Raw genomic sequence first — 16048 nt, forward strand, 5'->3', positions numbered from 1 at the left:
GGATTTAATCAATGAAACGGTTGGCGCTTACACAGCTGATAAAGCCTATAACGTTGCTTATTATATCGAGAAATTCATGGTTGACAGTGGTTTTGAAATTGGCACTAACGAAATCAGTACATTATCACGCAAGTTGCAGTGGGACAGCACTGATGAAACATCTTTGGCACGTGTCTTATCAGTAGCTACTCAATTCGACGCAGAGTTAGATTTCTCGTTTGAAATATCAGGGACTAATGTTGTTAAACGTTATATCAATATCTATAAGCATCGGGGTGATGATAATCAAGTAAGGTTATATCTTGATAAAGATATTAACAACATTGTAACCACCGGTGATATCTATGATTTATACACGTCTGTTATTGCGTCTGGTGGCACACCCGAAGGGGTAGATAAGCCAATTAATCTCAAAGGCTACAAATGGACTGACCCAGACGGACGCTACACCTTGGGCACTGATGGTATCTTACGCGACACCGTTGCGGTTCGATTGTGGTCACGGATTAAGAGTAATGATAACCCTAATCCAGAAGCCCACCACCTGCAACGTGTTAAATCGTATGAAGCCACCACGCAAGCAACACTATTGCAATCAGCATTAAGTGGTTTGAAGAAAGCTGCTAATCCAGCCGTCAATTATGAAATCGATATCGCTGTAATGCCCGATAATATTGCGGTTGGTGACACAGTTCATATCGTTGATGATAACGAGGACTTGTATTTATCAGCACGTGTGCTGGAACTGAAATATGACTACGTGTTGGAGCAATATTCAGCCACACTCGGCGATTATCTAATCGAACAAAGTACGGTCAACAAGAAGATACAAGAACTCGCTGACAGCTTGAAGAACATGCCTAAGGTCGTTCAATACTATCCATGGGTTCGCTATGCAGATGATGCAGACGGCAATGGATTTAGTATGTTCCCACAAGATAAAGCCTATATGGCAATCGTCTTTGGCAAGGTCAGCACACCGTCGGATAACCCGTCTGATTACGCTGGAAAGTGGCAGAAAACGCTGGGGAATGATGGTCAAGACGGTATCGAAGGCCCTAAAGGTGCGGATGGTAAAACGACTTACTTCCACAGGGCCTATGCGAACAGCTCGGACGGTAAGACAAATTTCAGTATTACTGACCCAACAGGCAAGGCTTATTTGGGTACGTACAATGACTTCGTTAAGGCTGACTCCACTGACCCGACTAAATATCTTTGGCAACTCGTAAAAGGCGATAAAGGTAGTGACGGTTTACCTGGTAAAGATGGCATTGGCATTAAGTCCACACAGATTATGTATGCGCAAAGCACTTCTGGCACTACAGCACCTACTACTGGTTGGACTGCACAAGTTCCCACACTAATCAAGGGACAGTATCTGTGGACACAGACTACTTGGGTTTATACAGATAACACTGGAGAGTCTGGTTACACTGTTAGTTACAATGCTAAAGATGGAAACAATGGTTCTGACGGAATTGCTGGTAAGGATGGTGTGGGTATTTCTGCTACAAAGGTTGAATACGTCGGGTCGACTAGCGGAACTAACAAGCCAACAAGCGGTTGGTTAACCACTGTTCCTAGTGTTGCAGCTGGTAGTTTTCTCTGGACAAAAACGACATGGAGTTATACCGATGGGACCAGTGAGTCTGGTTACTCGGTAGCTAAGATGGGTGAGAAGGGCGATAAAGGTGACACGGGTGTCGGTGTCGCTGGTACGCCTGGTAAAGACGGCAGGACGCCATATGTTCATACGGCTTGGTCTCGGAGTTCAGATGGTGTTAATGGGTTCAGCAATTCTTATCCAGGAGAGAACCTAATTAGTGTACGTGATTGGAATACTAAGCCGGTCTTACAGTCAAATGGCGTTCCGTATATGGATATTCAACTTGAGCCCAACACCGCATATACACTTACTACAAATATAAGCCAAACTGCCGTTTATCTTGATGTCTTTTTCTTTAAGGACGACGAAACCCCTTCGAGTGGTATAAATGGTGTGAATAGCGGTAGTGGACGAACGTTAATTACTTCATCGACTGGAAATGTCAAAGTTGGACTTCGTTATCATTCTCTATCTGACGGTACAAATTGGATTAAATTGGAAAAAGGCTCTACTGCAACCCCTTGGTATCCGTCTCCGACTGATGACCCAATAAACGCTTATCCAAGTTATCGAGGCGAGTACACAGACTATACGCAAGCAGATTCAGATGACCCAACAAAATATGAGTGGGTATTGATTCGTGGCCCTAAGGGTGACCCTGGACCGAAAGGTGTTCCCGGTAGTAAGGACGTGCCAATGACGTATGTTCAAGCCACTCAGCCTACCGGCCCAATCGTCAAGAATTCGACTTGGTGGGTCGGGGCAACGATGGCAGAAGTTAGTGCTATGAAGCGTTGGGATGGTTCTTCTTGGGTCAACGATACGATTGCACAAGCAGTGCTGAATATCAAAGAACTCAACGCTATCACGATCAACGGTTCAACTATCAACTCACCGAATATCAGTGTTCCGTTCAATAATGTAACAGCCAATCCTGATGAACCAGCCGATTCGCCTTATGCACAGCTAGTTAGCGGCACGACTAAACTAACGTCTAATTTGGAAATTTCCGCTAACCTAACTGATGGAACAAACAAGACACCGCAATGGGTGAAAACATTAGTGTCGCCACAAGGGTTTTCAAATATTATCTCAACACCGGACGCTTCTAAACCACTGTATCAAACTGATATATCGTTTGGATCAATATTTCTGTCTGAATGGCATAGTGATGTTACAGCAAACGATGGTTTTGTTTCATCTTATTTTAGAGCTGGAGACGCGGCCACATATGAACGAAAAGATACCATAAATGATACAGCTAATTTTAAAAACGCTGTGGTCAGATATTCACGTAAAGGGACGCAGGTTAATGTTGGTTTTTCATTTATGTTGTTAAGTGATACCGGTTGGGTTGGCTTATCGGCAATTCCAAAAGGCTATACACCGGCAAGCCTAGCAAGTGTTGGTATCACATGTCCTTCACTATCGTATAGTGGTTATTCTTGTGTCGTATACCCCAACGGCGATGGTTGGCGTCTAATTCCAAGCGTAGGGCAGGGCAAAGGTGGATTTCAAGGGTCTGTCAGTTACGTTACTTATGACGATTATCCTTACAATGACGCAAAGTAGGTGAGTATATGAAAATAAACGCAAAAGTAGAAGATGATTTATTAGTCGGTTGGGGTTACGCCAGTGATGAGCGTGTCGTTGGTGAAGAACATGATGGCCTGACCGTTTATGAAGCCGATGACATCAGTCAATTAGTTGGCGGCCACACTCACTTAATTGACGGCGAGTTCGTGTTGGACACGGACTATCAAGAATCGCAGCCACCAGAACAGCAAGAACCGTCACCAGCTGAACAGATAGCTGCACTTAAACAGCAGAATGATGAACTACAATCAGCACTATTAGAGTTGTCAGATATTTTACTATCAGGAGGCTTATCATGAAGCTAGAATTCATTACTAAGCTGTATGCAGATGCAGTGCTATCAGGCGAACGGACGCTAGAGTCTGTTCCTGAAATATTGCGTGAGCAAGTATCAACAATCATAAAGGAGAGAAAAGACAATGTTTAAATATAAACTTAGTTCTTTAGCAGCTTTATATGCTGCAAACGTATTGGACGGTGGTCGGACGATTGATGAAGTCCCAGCTATTATCAGACCAGAAGTCGAGAAAATCTTGGGTTTATCAACCGGCGACGCAGAATAGTCGCCATATTGATAGCTGGATCCATCATATTAATAGGAAGTGATGCACTTGGAAGATTTAAAAGAAGAAGTCAAAGATCACGGTGACCGACTTAATAGAGTTGAGAAGGACGTTCAGAACTTGCGTGAAGATTTGCGCTCCGGATTACAGCGAGTTGACAGTTCAAATCAATATTTACGTGAGCAGAACAATCAAATCTTGAAAGAAATTTTAAAACGCAACAATAGCGCTGAACAACATGATTTTGAAATTCAAAAAATAACTAAAGGCAATCAGCTTAAAATGTTTGGCATGATTTTTGGCGCTAGTGGGTTAGCTGCAGTTGTGATTGATGTCATTGTGAAGTTATTTAAATAAGGAGAGGTTAATTATGAAATTACCAAATAAAGTTTACGACAGCCTTAAATGGGCTCTAACTATTGTGGCACCCGCTTCGATCGTTTTGATCAAAGCATTAGGCGCAATTTACCACTTCGATACAGACGCAATCACAGCCACGATCGCGGCGGTTGCAACGTTTGCTGGTTCATTATTTATGATCAGCTCAACTCAATATAAAAAGGAGGACAAGTAATGTCTGGAGAAGTTTTCAGCAAGTTAATTACCAGCGTCAATCCGAAAATTATGAATTCAGCTTCACGATATGGTGTTAAGATTGACCGGATCGTTATCCACCACAACGCGACAACAAACAAGACAGTTGCCATGAACACGTGGGTTAAAGGCGGCCGCGCTAACACGTCTGCTCATTATGAAGTCACACCAACAGAAATCATTGGTTGTGTGGGTGAACAGTACTCGGCATGGCATTGTGGCGGCTCTGGTGGCTCTGATAAGCCTAAGATGGCTAATCCTAACCAGCGTTCAATCGGCATTGAGAACGTCAACTCATCTGGTGCACCTAAGTGGTCTGTTGACCATCGGACAATCGTTAACACCGCTAAACTGGTAGCGGATATCTGTAAACGATACAGTATTCCGCTAGACAGACAGCACGTACTCGGCCATAAAGAAGTTACTTCCACGGCTTGCCCCGGCGGTATTAACGTTGATGAAGTTGTTCAACTAGCCAAGTGCTATTATTATGGCGGCACTCATGATGAACCCGGTATCCCTGGTAAAGCGGGTATCCCGGCAGCTAAACCGGCTTCAACAGGCTGGATTAAGCAGAACGGTACGTTCACAGTCACCACACCGGGTGGTATCAAATTGCGTTCTGGTTCAGCGAGCACTAAATCACCGTTGATTGCAGTGTTAAAAAAAGGTAGTGTGATCAAATATGATGCTTTCTGTTATGCTGGCGGTTATGTTTGGATTCGTCAACCCCGAAGTGGTGGTAAATACGGTTATCTGCCAACGGGTGAAGCGTCTGGAAATAAACGCAAAAATTCTTGGGGAAACTTTAAGTAAAACGTGTATTTAAAGATAGGCGGAGCACACACCGCCCCCCCCATAAAAGATTGGCCTCACTCTTGATTGAGTGGGGCTTTTTTATTTTGGACAAATTTTGGTCAAAGTAGTGTTAAAATGCTGCTATATATAATAGTAGATTTCCCCTCGCCTCCATTTCAGTAACAATAAGAATGTTTTTAAAAAATAGAAACCTTGCTAACTCAATGTTTAGCTGGTTTCTATTTTTGTATTTAGCATTAGAGAAGTGAGATTATTTTGGTCAAACAGAACAATTTAATTAATGATCGCGCTCAACTTCATTTTACGACTTCAAAGTTATTTTTCAGTGAAACCGTTAGTCTTTACTTCTAAATCTTTCTTCAGATTAGCTTGAAATGTCTCAAACCATTAACGATCCCATGGTCAGTATTAGCGGTGGTCACAAATTCAGCGGCTGCTTTTGCTTCGGGGATGCCGTTGCCCATCGCTACAGCGTGATCGACGAATTCTAGCATGCTCAGATCATTGGGACCATCGCCGAAACCATAGGTAGGGACATCTTCGAGCTTTAAGCGGTGTAATAGTTGTTTGATGCCATTCATCTTTGAATTACCAGCCAAAACCGTATCGATTGAATAAGGACTGTTGCGATAATAAGTGAACTGCGGAAATTTTTCCGCGTAAGCTTGGTCGTGATGACGATTTAAGAGCAGCAACATTAAAATCACGTTGTTTTGATAAAAGTCGGGATCAACTTCAGGAATTTCCGTATGAATCAAATTGTAGGCACTGTTAACATTCTCATCCGTTTTAAGCGTCCGAATTTCTGATGTGGTATAAAAAGAAACACCATCATCTAATTGATTCGCCAATTCAACCACACCAGTGATTAAGTCGGTTGCAATCGGACTTTGATAAACAGATTGATGTTCATGTTCCAAATAGCTACCGTTTAAAGAAATAAAAGTATCGATTCCGGTTGCTTGGCGAGTTTCAAGAATTTCTCGGGGCGCGCGGCCAGTATTAATCACTGGTAAAAGATTATTGTGCCGTAGTTGTTGAATTGCCGCTGCTACTTCAGCGGTGACTTGGGAATGATCATCTAATAAAGTGTTATCTAAGTCGAAGAAAACGACGCCTTGATAATTAGTTTGCATAATTGGACCTCCAGTTTTGTCTTTGTTCATTCTAACAAATTAGTTGAAAATCAACCAGTTGAATTGTCAGACGACCAGTAAATCTTAGGGCGGTAATAACGGCGCTAAATTTTCAGGTTATGCGCTAATAAATATACAAACATGATATACTGAAAGTAACGATGGGGGACTTAAACGATGGTTTATCTTATTTGTGGTATGGTCATGTTAATAATCGGGATTTTAAATTCAATTCGACCGGCAAAGACGTCTCATGATTTGCACAGTTACAGTTCAATGCTGGCAATGGTTTCACCGCAAGGGTTTTATTATGCCCAACGCTGGTGTCGTAATGCTTTCTTGACGATTGGTTTGATAGAGTTAATGTTGGGTGCATTGGTGAATCACTTTGACTTGAATCAATATACAAGTTTGTGGCTCGTAACCATTGTTTTCTCAATTGCGTTGATTATTTTACATACAGAGTCGCAATTGAAGCATTATTTAATGCGCATGGGACAATTACCAATCGGTTTGACCAACAAGAAGTAAATATTGTGAAATCTTGAAACCTTTATGCTTTTTCGTTGAAAAGGCAGTTTTTTTCAACTTGAGCCAGTATAATAAACTGAACAGGATGTGGTTAACTTATGAAGATATTGATGATTGAAGATAATACCTCAGTTTCAGAAATGATGGGTATGTTTTTCCAAAAGGAACAATGGGAAGTTGATTTTGCTTATGATGGTAATGAAGCGATGGCTAAGTTTAAAACAGATCCCGCTGACTGGGATATGATTACGCTTGACTTGAATTTGCCCGGTAAAGATGGCATGCAAGTTGCCAAAGAGATTCGTGCAATTTCTAAAACCGTGCCGATTATTATGTTAACGGCGCGTGATAGCGAAAGTGATCAAGTCTTAGGATTGGATCTAGGTGCTGACGATTACGTGACCAAGCCATTCAGCCCAATTACATTAATCGCCCGCATCAAGGCCATTCATCGTCGTGCTGATATTGGTACGAGTGTGAATGAGACTGCGCAAAACGCGCCCACAATCGATCAAGGTGAGTTCGATGTGTTCACAGATCATTTCAAACTTAGCTCGAAAACTCGCGAGGCCTTTCTAAATGGCAAAGAGATTCCTGGTTTAACACCTAAAGAATTTGATTTGTTAAAGACGTTAGCGAAAAAGCCGCGGCAAGTTTTCTCACGTGAACAATTGTTAGAACTTGTTTGGGATTACGAATATTATGGTGATGAGCGAACAGTTGATGCTCATATCAAGAAGTTGCGTCAGAAAGTTGAAAAGGTCGGTCCTCAAATTATTCAAACAGTTTGGGGGGTCGGCTATAAGTTTGATGATTCGGAAGCGGGTAATGAATGAAATTAATTTATCAACAAATGTTGGGATTTTTCGTCGTTATCTTAACGACGCTATTGATTATTAGCGCGGCAATTATTAATTATAATAATCGCCAGACTTATGAGGCAACTTGGCATCAGCTTGAGGGTTACGCTGATAAATTCGGCCAGTTGTTCACACAAACAGACGCCGAAACCGGCAATTATCAAGCCATGACTTCGGGCTTTTTAGATGAGGTTAAGTATGTCTTGAGCGATGATCAAGTCGTTTATGCGATTTATAATGAGAAAAATCAACAAATCTATCCGACGACAACACGTTCGGCTGGCAATTCCAGCTTAGGAAAGTCTGTTTGGAAACAATTAAAAAAAGGCAAGATTGTTCGTGCGCAAACCAATCGCATGCAAACGCAAGGCCCAACTATCGGTAATGGTGTGGAATTAACTTATGTGGTTTATCCTTGGTTTGATCAAGATCATAATTTTGTTGGTGCAATGTTTATTGCCTCACGCGTGAATCGGATTAAATCCACGTTAAGAGAAATGCAACAGAATTTATTAATTGCTCTCGGCGTTTCTGTGCTGGTGGCGATGGCAATCAGTTTCTTGATTGCTCGTTTCTTAGTACGGCGGATTAATCGTTTACGACAGGCGACACGTGCAGTTGCCGATGGTGATTTCGACGTGGAGTTGGTTTCAAATGGTCGCGATGAAATTGATGATCTGGCTAGTGACTTTAATGTGATGGTCCAGTCTTTAAATGACTCCAATCGTGAAATTGCGCGCCAAGAACAACGGCGTCGTGAATTCATGGCTAATGCTGCCCATGAGATGAGAACGCCGCTAACGACCATTAATGGCCTTTTAGAGGGATTAGAATATGATGCTATTCCGGAAGAAGCTAAAGGCAAGAGTATCGAACTGATGCAAAAGGAAACACAACGTTTAATTCGCTTAGTTAATGAAAATCTTGATTACGAAAAAATTCGTTCTAATCAAATTCTCTTGAGTAAACGTCAATTTAACGGTACAGAAGCAATCCAAAACATTATCGAGCAACTCACGCAAAAGGCCGAAGCTGCTGGTGATCAGTTAATTTTAGCTGATGATCAGCCCGTCCAGGTTTATGCTGATTATGATCGCTTCGTTCAGGTGGTTTTTAACATTACCCAAAATGCCATTCAATTCACCGAGCAAGGTCAAATCAAGATTGCCATCGAAGCAATTGCCCATGGTGTTCAAATCAAAATTGCCGACAATGGGATTGGCATGAGTGATGATCAATTGAAGAACATTTGGGAGCGTTACTATAAGGCTGATCCGTCACGTAAGAGTACGAAGTATGGTGAGTCTGGTTTAGGTTTAGCGATCGTCCATTCTTTAATTGAACAACATTATGGAACAATCAAGTTGGAAAGTCGTTTGAAACATGGCACAACCTTTACGGTATTTTTCCCAGATGAAGAGACAGCCAATCGTAATCGGGTGAAAAAAGCAAAGGCAGATCAAGATTAGTTATCGGCTTTACCAATTAAACTAAATCAATTAAAAATGAGGAATCAGGGATAAAACCCTGATTCCTCATTTTTAGTGATGCTGGACTTAATCGTTGTGTTCTAATGATGACGACGCTAATTGGTGCTACTGCTAGCCGAGCTTGAACTTGAACTACTTGAAGACGTCTCATTATCAGTATGAGAAGATTTTGGCAGTGAATCGATATCGGTTTCTGGATCGGTCAACTCTGGCGCATCAGTGACATAAAGTGGTGTCGTCGATTTACCCTTTTGACTGTAAAGCGATGTGGATTTACCCTTTAAGGCTTTACGAGTTTGGATTAACTCATTGACTTGATCCAAATAATTAAATTTGCTCGGATCGACCGGTTTAAATCCGGACGGCGTGTAGAAGCGTAGTAAATTTTTCATGTTTAATGAATCAGATAGCGATAATGAACGATCTACTTCTGCTTGCCAGTTGTTAATTTGCGCCGTTAATGCCGGACTGAGATCGGTTAAAAGCTCACCAGTCTGATTATCATAGACCGAACCCTTCGCACCATTGCCACCGAGCACGGTGTATTTGTTGGTAACAAAATTGTTATTACGAAAAGCAACAAGTTGTTGCAGTTTACTTGACATTAAATCTTGACCAAATAAAACATATTTGTTGGTGTTAATTCCTAATAAATGTAACAAGGTTGGTAAGACATCAATCTCACCACCATATTGCTTTTGAATACCGCCTTTTAAACCGTCCATATGCAACATGAAGGGAACTCGCTGTAAGTTGGTGTTATCAAATGCGGTCCAGTCGTCAGCACTGCGATCCATTAATGTCGCCAACGATTTGTTATCTTTATCAGAGAGGCCATAATGGTCGCCGTAAATCATTACCAGCGTATTCTTAGCTAAACCAGATTTGTCTAAATACTCGAAAAATTCTTTAACGGCTTGATCGAGATAATGGGCGGTAGCAAAGTAGTTGTTAACGGCTTTGTCATCTGTATCGGGACGCTGAAAGTCTGTGTCGGAATCAGCAAGTGGGAACGGGAAATGATTGGTAACCGTAATAAATTTAGTATAGAACGGTTGTTGTAATTGCTCTAAATATTTAATGCTTTCGGCAAACAGAAGTTTATCTTTCAATCCGTATCCGATATTAGCTTCGGTTGAGGTATTGAAGTAACTGGCATCGAAGAAATAATCATAGCCTAAGTTCTTATACACATGATTACGATTCCAGAAGCTGCCAACATTGCCATGAAAAACGGCACTAGTGTAACCAGCACTTTGTTGTAAAATTGCTGGTGCACCTTGAAATGTATTATCAGTGCCTAACGAGGTGAAGACTGAGCCTTCTGGAAGGCCATAGACACCAGTTTCTAACATGTTTTCGGCGTCAGACGTTTTACCTTGACCAACTTCATGATAGAAGTTGCTGAAGGCCAACGTGTTTTTATCGTGATACAAACTATTTAAAAATGGCGTAACCTCTTGACCATTCACTTTAAAATCAATCAGAAATTGTTGGAAACTTTCCAAATGCAGAATAATTACGTTCTTGCCTTTAGCTTTGCCATAATAATCTGGATTGGCAGCAACTTGATGGGCCTTAGTGTAATTCAAGACACTATTAATATCAGTTCCGTCTGCTGAAGAGCGAATTTGATTGTTCTGGGCGGTTTTGACACTATCGTAAACCATGAAGGTATCTAAACCTAAGTATTTGACGATATAATTGCGATCAAAAGTTCTGGTTAGTAATTGGGGGCGATTTGACTCGCTTAAGGTTAAATTAAAAAGAAAGATGAAGACAGCTAAGGTCGTGACCGTAAAGGCGTGTTTAATTGGTAAAGGTTTGAGATCAACTTTAAGCCAGTGACGTGCCAGCGCCAATAAAATAACCAACACATCTAACCACAGGAAGGCGTCATACCACTGTAATAAAGAAATTGTGCTTTTACCAAGACCGCTGGAGACTTTACCCACACTTAAAATCGTATTAAAGGTTAAAAAGTCGGTGAATTGTCGATAATAAACAACATTGGCAAATAATAAAACTGTGTTGAGCAAATAGATGATAAACATGACGCTGTAACTGATTTTAGGCTTCTTAATATATAATGCTGCCGAAAAGATTAACATTGTGGTGCCAATTGGATTGAAGAACATTAAAAAGTGTTGTAGCGGATCCGTTGCACCAAGCGAAAAGTCAATGTAGTATGCAAAAACGGTTTTGATCCAGAAAACGATCGTTAGTAGGGCGAAGAGGCCCAATCGTGTTTGCAGTCGTTGACCGATTTTTAGTTTTTTCAAAATTTAACCTCACACATTTAAAGGACAATCATCACTGAAGATTTGTTGGATGATTTTGTCAGCAAAATTGGACACAACTTGCTAACTGTCACTTGCTATTGGTATATTTTACAACGAAATGACCCAGACAAGCAATTTTACTGGCGAATGATAGGAAAACTTAGAAGTTAGTCCAGCTCGTTTAATCATTGATCATGAAAAACTTAAAATTTAGTTATGACCTGACTTAAGAAATGGTCATCTGGTTTGTTTTTGGTAGACTGGATAGATGACAGGAAAGTGGTGAGCGCTGAATTGTATTTATTAACACCGATTTATCAATACGTTTATGAGCACTATGGCAATAGTTTTAATCACTTCCCCTTAATTCGGCTAATTTTTTATAGTTTAGACAAGACCATTATTTATTTTCTAATCTTTGCAGTCTTGCGTGGACTTTATTTACGGGTAAAAAAACGTCGCTTTAATTGGCAGCACGAATTATTATTAGGACTATTTGTGTTTTATGTGCTGCTATTATTAGCTCTAACTGTTTTTCGGGGCATTTATTTCCCTTGGCAAATCAAATTGTATTTACATCGATCGTTAAGTGAGATTAACTTAACGCCGTTTGTGGAAACACTCAAGTTGCAAAACGGATTATCCAATCTTGACTTTATTTACAATCTTTACGGCAATATTGCCTGGTTTGTGCCCTTTGGCTTCTTATTACCCTTGCTGCGGCGGAAGCGGGGATTTCTCATCACGGTTTTTAGTGGTGCGGTGCTTTCATTAATGATTGAAACCATTCAGTTTTTTATTGGCACTGGCGTCACTGATATTGACGATTTGATTTTTAATACGACTGGTGCGCTGCTTGGCTATTTGTTGTTCTGGCTTTGCTGCCATCGTAAATATTCACATCATTAAGATACTAGTTTTCAGAAATTAAGCCGTTTTTCAAAAAAGTTTACAAAACATTACCATTTTTCCCGAATTAATGATAAAGTATCTGTTGTAGGTAAAAAATATTTTTTCACGTACAGGAGGATGTATACAATGCCATTAGTACATGGTACAGAAATTTTTGAAGCTGCTCGTAAGGGTCATTATTGCGTCGGCGCATTTAACACAAACAATTTGGAGTGGACTCGCGCTATTTTAGGTGCTGCTCAAGAAAAGAACGTTCCTGTTCTGATCCAAACTTCTATGGGTGCTGCTAAATATATGGGCGGCTACGAACTTTGCAAAGGTTTAATCGAAGCAACTGTTAAGAGCATGGACATTACTGTTCCTGTTATTATCCATTTGGATCATGGTAACTTTGAAGCTGCCAAAGAAGCAATTGCTGCTGGCTACAACTCAGTTATGTTTGATGGTCATGATTTACCATTTGCTGAGAACGTTGAAAAGACTAAGGAAATTGTTAAATTAGCTCATGCTAAAGGCATTTCTGTTGAAGCTGAAGTTGGTTCTATCGGCGGTGAAGAAGACGGTGTTATTGGTGAAGGCGAATTAGCATCTGTTGAAGAAGCTAAAGAATTAGCTGCAACTGGTATCGACTTCTTAGCTGCAGGTATTGGTAACATTCATGGTCAATATCCAGCTAACTGGACTGGCTTACACTTTGACCGTTTACAAGAAATTGCTGATGCAGTTGATTTACCATTAGTATTACATGGTGGTTCAGGCATCCCTCAAGATCAAGTTAAGAAAGCTATTTCAATGGGTATTTCTAAGTTGAACATCAACACTGAATGCCAATTAGCATTTGCTAAAGCTACGCGTGAATATATCGAAGCTGGCAAAGATCAAGAAGGCAAGGGTTACGATCCTCGTAAGTTGCTTGCTCCTGGTACTGAAGCTATCTCTGATACTGTTAAAGAAATCATTGGCTGGATGGGTACTCGTCCTGTTAAATTGGTTCCTGAAGAAATCTAATTTGAATTTTAAGCGAGCTGAAGTCATTTTGACTTCAGCTTTTTTGATAGCGTCGTGTGAATAATGGTCGGTTGATGAAAGCTGTTTTCATTTACCATCATTAATTTTTAAAAATTAATGAAAACAACTAAAGTTGCAGAGATTATTGCTGATTGGTTGATAAGTCTAAGGTTCTATTAGAACGGCACTAATAGATATTTTCACGAGCACGAATAGTCAAAAAATAATTAGACCAATTTAGCCGGAATTCTTGCAATCGCTATGAAAAACGTCTAAAGTAAATGCTTGGAAAGAGACTTAAATTATATTTTGGAGGAAAATTCTAATGGCACATATTTCATTTGATAGTAGCAAATTGACAAAATTCGTTCACGAAAACGAATTAGGTGAAATGCAAGCATTAGTTAATGCAGCAGATACTGAATTACGCGAAGGTACTGGTGCAGGTAGTGACTTCCGTGGTTTTATCGACTTACCCGTTGATTACGACAAGGATGAATTTGCACGCATTAAAGCCGCTGCAAAGAAAATCCAAGGTGATTCAGAAGTCTTTGTTGCAATTGGTATTGGTGGTTCATATTTAGGTGCTCGTGCAGCAATTGACTTCATGAACACAACTTTCTACAACATGGATCCTAATCGTAAAGGCCCACAAATCTTATTTGCTGGTAACTCAATCAGCTCTAATTACTTAGCTGACGTGGTTAGCTTAATTGGCGATCGGGACTTCAGTATTAACGTTATTTCTAAGTCAGGTACAACGACTGAACCTTCAATTGCATTCCGTGTTTTGAAGGCCAAGTTAGTTGCTAAATATGGTGAAGAAGGCGCACGTGGCCGGATTTATGCGACAACTGATCGCGCTAAAGGTGCTTTAAAGACTGAGTCTGATGCTGAAGGCTACGAAGAATTCGTTGTTCCTGATGACATTGGCGGTCGTTTCTCAGTACTTTCTGCAGTCGGCTTGTTACCAATCGCTGTTTCTGGTATTAACATTGATGATTTGATGAAGGGTGCTGCTGATGCTCGTGAACAATACAGTGATCCCGATTTGGAGAAGAACGAAGCATACCAATACGCTGCACTACGTAACATTTTATATCGCAAAGGTTATACGACTGAATTGCTAGAAAACTACGAACCAACTTTGCAATACTTTGGTGAGTGGTGGAAGCAATTGATGGGTGAATCAGAAGGTAAAGACCAAAAAGGTATCTATCCTTCATCAGCTAACTTCTCAACTGACTTACACTCATTAGGTCAATATATTCAAGAAGGTCGTCGTAACTTGATGGAAACAGTTGTCAAAGTTGCTAAGCCACGGGTTAACGTCGAAATTCCTTCAGAAAAAGAAGACCTTGACGGCTTAGGCTATCTTGAAGGCAAGTCAATGGATTACGTCAACGACAAAGCATACAATGGTGTTGTTTTGGCCCACACTGATGGTGGCGTACCCGTTATGACCGTTAAAATTCCTCAACAAGATGCTTATACTTTAGGCTATTTGATTTACTTCTTTGAAATTGCCGTCGGTATTTCTGGCTACTTGAATGGCATCAACCCATTCAATCAACCAGGTGTTGAAGCATACAAGAAGAACATGTTTGCATTACTTGGCAAACCCGGCTTTGAAGATTTAGCTAAAGATTTGAACGCACGCTTGTAGGAGTGGGCGTTTGACACTTTACTAATTACGCAATATTGATGCTATAAAATTTAAAAAGATTGATTTGGTACACAGTCAACAAAAAAGCGGCCGTTTTATTGGCCGCTTTTTTATGTATATCTTTAATTGAATTAACAAACTAGTCAGCAAAAAAGTAAAGCAATTAGAGAAAGAGGGCTACTCAAAATAATGAATCTAAGTTATTTTGAGTAGCCCTTTTTAATTTGACCATTTAACTTTTATAAGAGACTACTTTAAAGAACATTTTTTCAGCAGGATCGTTGATCGTTGTAGGCGCCTTTCTATCCGTAATGGGACCAGGCTGCCAAAATGCGAACTTTGCGATTCACTTTATCAACCGTATAGATGACTCTATGTTGCACATTAATTCTGCGCGAGTATTTCCCATCGCCAGGTGGGTTTAGTCTTTCGAAAAATTGATTGGGCTTAAATGGGTCTTCTTTAAGGACAGCCACAATTGCTAAATAGCTTTCACGGTAAGAGCTTTGTAGTGCCTTTCGAACATCATTTTTTGCAGATGCTGCGACTTTAACGGCCCATTTCTCTTCCATTACTTGTTATTCTCACTGTCGATTTGTCTGGTGAGCTCGTCGACGTCAATATCGTCACTGTCGTCGTCATTTTCATGCGCAATTGCAAATTGAAGTTCACCGTTTGCAAGTAATGCCATTGTTTCTTGCTGGGCTTCCCAATCCTTCTTGCTGACAATCACAACAGAATCGCTATCGTCACCATTAGCACGGGTGACTGTGACGGGTTCACTATTCTCGTTTGTTTTTTTGATAATTGAGAAGAACTCCTTGCGCGCTTTCGTTGGTGTGTAAATATCCATGCTAGTGCCTCCTCGTAAATGATATAAATATACCTATCTAGGTATATTTATATCATAACGTACCTAACGCTGTACGTCAAATGAGCTGGCTAAAGATTAAAGGTTTTTTGAAGGAAAAAACTAGATGTG

At 40.5% G+C, this 16048-nt stretch carries 17 protein-coding genes; 13 read left to right on the forward strand and 4 right to left on the reverse strand.

Going from position 1 to position 16048, the window contains the following annotated elements:
• The 7 genes from EKM65_RS00005 to EKM65_RS00025 all read left to right on the forward strand — a co-directional run.
• Positions 1-3181 (forward strand): phage tail spike protein (locus EKM65_RS00005; RefSeq protein WP_125604244.1); only part of this gene is annotated, 3181 nt, incomplete at its 5' end.
• Between the two features lie 8 nt (positions 3182-3189).
• The gene (locus EKM65_RS00010; protein WP_125604246.1) at positions 3190-3504 is read left to right on the forward strand and encodes a hypothetical protein; all 315 of its coding nucleotides are present in this window, start codon (positions 3190-3192) and stop codon (positions 3502-3504) included.
• On the forward strand, positions 3501-3632 hold the full coding sequence (locus EKM65_RS11515) for a CD1375 family protein (protein WP_263853594.1): 132 nt from the start codon (positions 3501-3503) through the stop codon (positions 3630-3632). The genes EKM65_RS00010 and EKM65_RS11515 overlap by 4 nt, the downstream gene beginning before the upstream one ends.
• The gene (locus EKM65_RS11090) at positions 3625-3768 is read left to right on the forward strand and encodes a hypothetical protein (RefSeq protein ID WP_164506747.1); all 144 of its coding nucleotides are present in this window, start codon (positions 3625-3627) and stop codon (positions 3766-3768) included. The genes EKM65_RS11515 and EKM65_RS11090 overlap by 8 nt, the downstream gene beginning before the upstream one ends.
• Positions 3769-3816: 48 nt before the next feature.
• A complete protein-coding gene (locus EKM65_RS00015; protein ID WP_125604248.1) occupies positions 3817-4125 on the forward strand; it encodes a dsRNA-binding motif domain-containing protein in 309 nt (102 codons plus the stop codon).
• 13 nt (positions 4126-4138) lie between these two features.
• Entirely contained in the window at positions 4139-4342 is a 204-nt protein-coding gene (locus tag EKM65_RS00020; RefSeq protein ID WP_125604250.1) for a phage holin, read from the forward strand.
• The gene (locus EKM65_RS00025) at positions 4342-5178 is read left to right on the forward strand and encodes an N-acetylmuramoyl-L-alanine amidase (protein ID WP_125604251.1); all 837 of its coding nucleotides are present in this window, start codon (positions 4342-4344) and stop codon (positions 5176-5178) included. The genes EKM65_RS00020 and EKM65_RS00025 overlap by 1 nt, the downstream gene beginning before the upstream one ends.
• A gap of 362 nt (positions 5179-5540) precedes the next feature.
• On the opposite strand, the gene EKM65_RS00030 is transcribed toward EKM65_RS00025, so the two are convergent.
• The gene (locus EKM65_RS00030) at positions 5541-6317 is read right to left on the reverse strand and encodes a Cof-type HAD-IIB family hydrolase (protein WP_125604253.1); all 777 of its coding nucleotides are present in this window, start codon (positions 6315-6317) and stop codon (positions 5541-5543) included.
• A 177-nt stretch (positions 6318-6494) separates the two neighbouring features.
• Between EKM65_RS00030 and EKM65_RS00035 the strand changes: the two genes are divergently transcribed.
• The 3 genes from EKM65_RS00035 to EKM65_RS00045 all read left to right on the forward strand — a co-directional run bounded on the left by EKM65_RS00035 (position 6495) and on the right by EKM65_RS00045 (position 9177).
• Positions 6495-6848, forward strand: a complete 354-nt coding sequence (locus EKM65_RS00035; protein WP_125604255.1) for a hypothetical protein — start codon at positions 6495-6497, stop codon at positions 6846-6848.
• 98 nt (positions 6849-6946) lie between these two features.
• Complete coding sequence (locus tag EKM65_RS00040; RefSeq protein WP_125604257.1) at positions 6947-7684, forward strand: response regulator transcription factor; 738 nt, start codon at positions 6947-6949, stop codon at positions 7682-7684.
• Positions 7681-9177 (forward strand): sensor histidine kinase, encoded by a 1497-nt coding sequence (locus tag EKM65_RS00045; RefSeq protein WP_125604259.1) that lies wholly within the window; start codon positions 7681-7683, stop codon positions 9175-9177. Before EKM65_RS00040 ends, EKM65_RS00045 begins: the two co-directional genes overlap by 4 nt.
• 116 nt (positions 9178-9293) lie before the next feature.
• Here EKM65_RS00045 and EKM65_RS00050 read toward each other — a convergent pair whose 3' ends face one another.
• Positions 9294-11480, reverse strand: coding sequence for an LTA synthase family protein (locus EKM65_RS00050; RefSeq protein WP_125604261.1), 2187 nt, complete (start codon positions 11478-11480; stop codon positions 9294-9296).
• 294 nt (positions 11481-11774) lie between these two features.
• Between EKM65_RS00050 and EKM65_RS00055 the strand changes: the two genes are divergently transcribed.
• The 3 genes from EKM65_RS00055 (at position 11775) to EKM65_RS00065 (ending at position 15066) form a co-directional block, all read left to right on the forward strand.
• Positions 11775-12389, forward strand: a complete 615-nt coding sequence (locus tag EKM65_RS00055; protein ID WP_125604263.1) for a VanZ family protein — start codon at positions 11775-11777, stop codon at positions 12387-12389.
• 129 nt (positions 12390-12518) lie between these two features.
• Positions 12519-13400, forward strand: a complete 882-nt coding sequence (gene fba / locus EKM65_RS00060) for a class II fructose-1,6-bisphosphate aldolase (RefSeq protein WP_125604265.1) — start codon at positions 12519-12521, stop codon at positions 13398-13400.
• A 325-nt stretch (positions 13401-13725) separates the two neighbouring features.
• Positions 13726-15066, forward strand: coding sequence for a glucose-6-phosphate isomerase (locus tag EKM65_RS00065; RefSeq protein WP_125604267.1), 1341 nt, complete (start codon positions 13726-13728; stop codon positions 15064-15066).
• A gap of 302 nt (positions 15067-15368) precedes the next feature.
• Here EKM65_RS00065 and EKM65_RS00070 read toward each other — a convergent pair whose 3' ends face one another.
• Both EKM65_RS00070 and EKM65_RS00075 read right to left on the reverse strand, forming a co-directional pair.
• Positions 15369-15638, reverse strand: a complete 270-nt coding sequence (locus EKM65_RS00070; protein WP_125604269.1) for a Txe/YoeB family addiction module toxin — start codon at positions 15636-15638, stop codon at positions 15369-15371.
• Positions 15638-15919, reverse strand: coding sequence for a type II toxin-antitoxin system Phd/YefM family antitoxin (locus tag EKM65_RS00075; RefSeq protein WP_125604271.1), 282 nt, complete (start codon positions 15917-15919; stop codon positions 15638-15640). The genes EKM65_RS00070 and EKM65_RS00075 overlap by 1 nt, the downstream gene beginning before the upstream one ends.
• Positions 15920-16048: the final 129 nt, after the last annotated feature.

Source organism: Lapidilactobacillus bayanensis (assembly GCF_003946695.1).
Taxonomy (GTDB): Bacteria; Bacillota; Bacilli; order Lactobacillales; family Lactobacillaceae; genus Lapidilactobacillus; species Lapidilactobacillus bayanensis.

Excerpts from the sequence above, each read along its gene's own strand:
- EKM65_RS00010 (WP_125604246.1), top strand. The coding sequence starts at position 3,190 with ATGAAAATAAACGCAAAAGTAGAAGATGATTTATTAGTCGGTTGGGGT.
- EKM65_RS11515 (WP_263853594.1), top strand. The coding sequence starts at position 3,501 with ATGAAGCTAGAATTCATTACTAAGCTGTATGCAGATGCAGTGCTATCA.
- EKM65_RS11090 (WP_164506747.1), top strand. The coding sequence starts at position 3,625 with ATGTTTAAATATAAACTTAGTTCTTTAGCAGCTTTATATGCTGCAAAC.
- EKM65_RS00020 (WP_125604250.1), top strand. The coding sequence starts at position 4,139 with ATGAAATTACCAAATAAAGTTTACGACAGCCTTAAATGGGCTCTAACT.
- EKM65_RS00025 (WP_125604251.1), top strand. The coding sequence starts at position 4,342 with ATGTCTGGAGAAGTTTTCAGCAAGTTAATTACCAGCGTCAATCCGAAA.
- EKM65_RS00030 (WP_125604253.1), bottom strand. The coding sequence starts at position 6,317 with ATGCAAACTAATTATCAAGGCGTCGTTTTCTTCGACTTAGATAACACT.
- EKM65_RS00035 (WP_125604255.1), top strand. The coding sequence starts at position 6,495 with ATGGTTTATCTTATTTGTGGTATGGTCATGTTAATAATCGGGATTTTA.
- EKM65_RS00040 (WP_125604257.1), top strand. The coding sequence starts at position 6,947 with ATGAAGATATTGATGATTGAAGATAATACCTCAGTTTCAGAAATGATG.
- EKM65_RS00045 (WP_125604259.1), top strand. The coding sequence starts at position 7,681 with ATGAAATTAATTTATCAACAAATGTTGGGATTTTTCGTCGTTATCTTA.
- fba (WP_125604265.1), top strand. The coding sequence starts at position 12,519 with ATGCCATTAGTACATGGTACAGAAATTTTTGAAGCTGCTCGTAAGGGT.
- EKM65_RS00065 (WP_125604267.1), top strand. The coding sequence starts at position 13,726 with ATGGCACATATTTCATTTGATAGTAGCAAATTGACAAAATTCGTTCAC.
- EKM65_RS00070 (WP_125604269.1), bottom strand. The coding sequence starts at position 15,638 with ATGGAAGAGAAATGGGCCGTTAAAGTCGCAGCATCTGCAAAAAATGAT.
- EKM65_RS00075 (WP_125604271.1), bottom strand. The coding sequence starts at position 15,919 with ATGGATATTTACACACCAACGAAAGCGCGCAAGGAGTTCTTCTCAATT.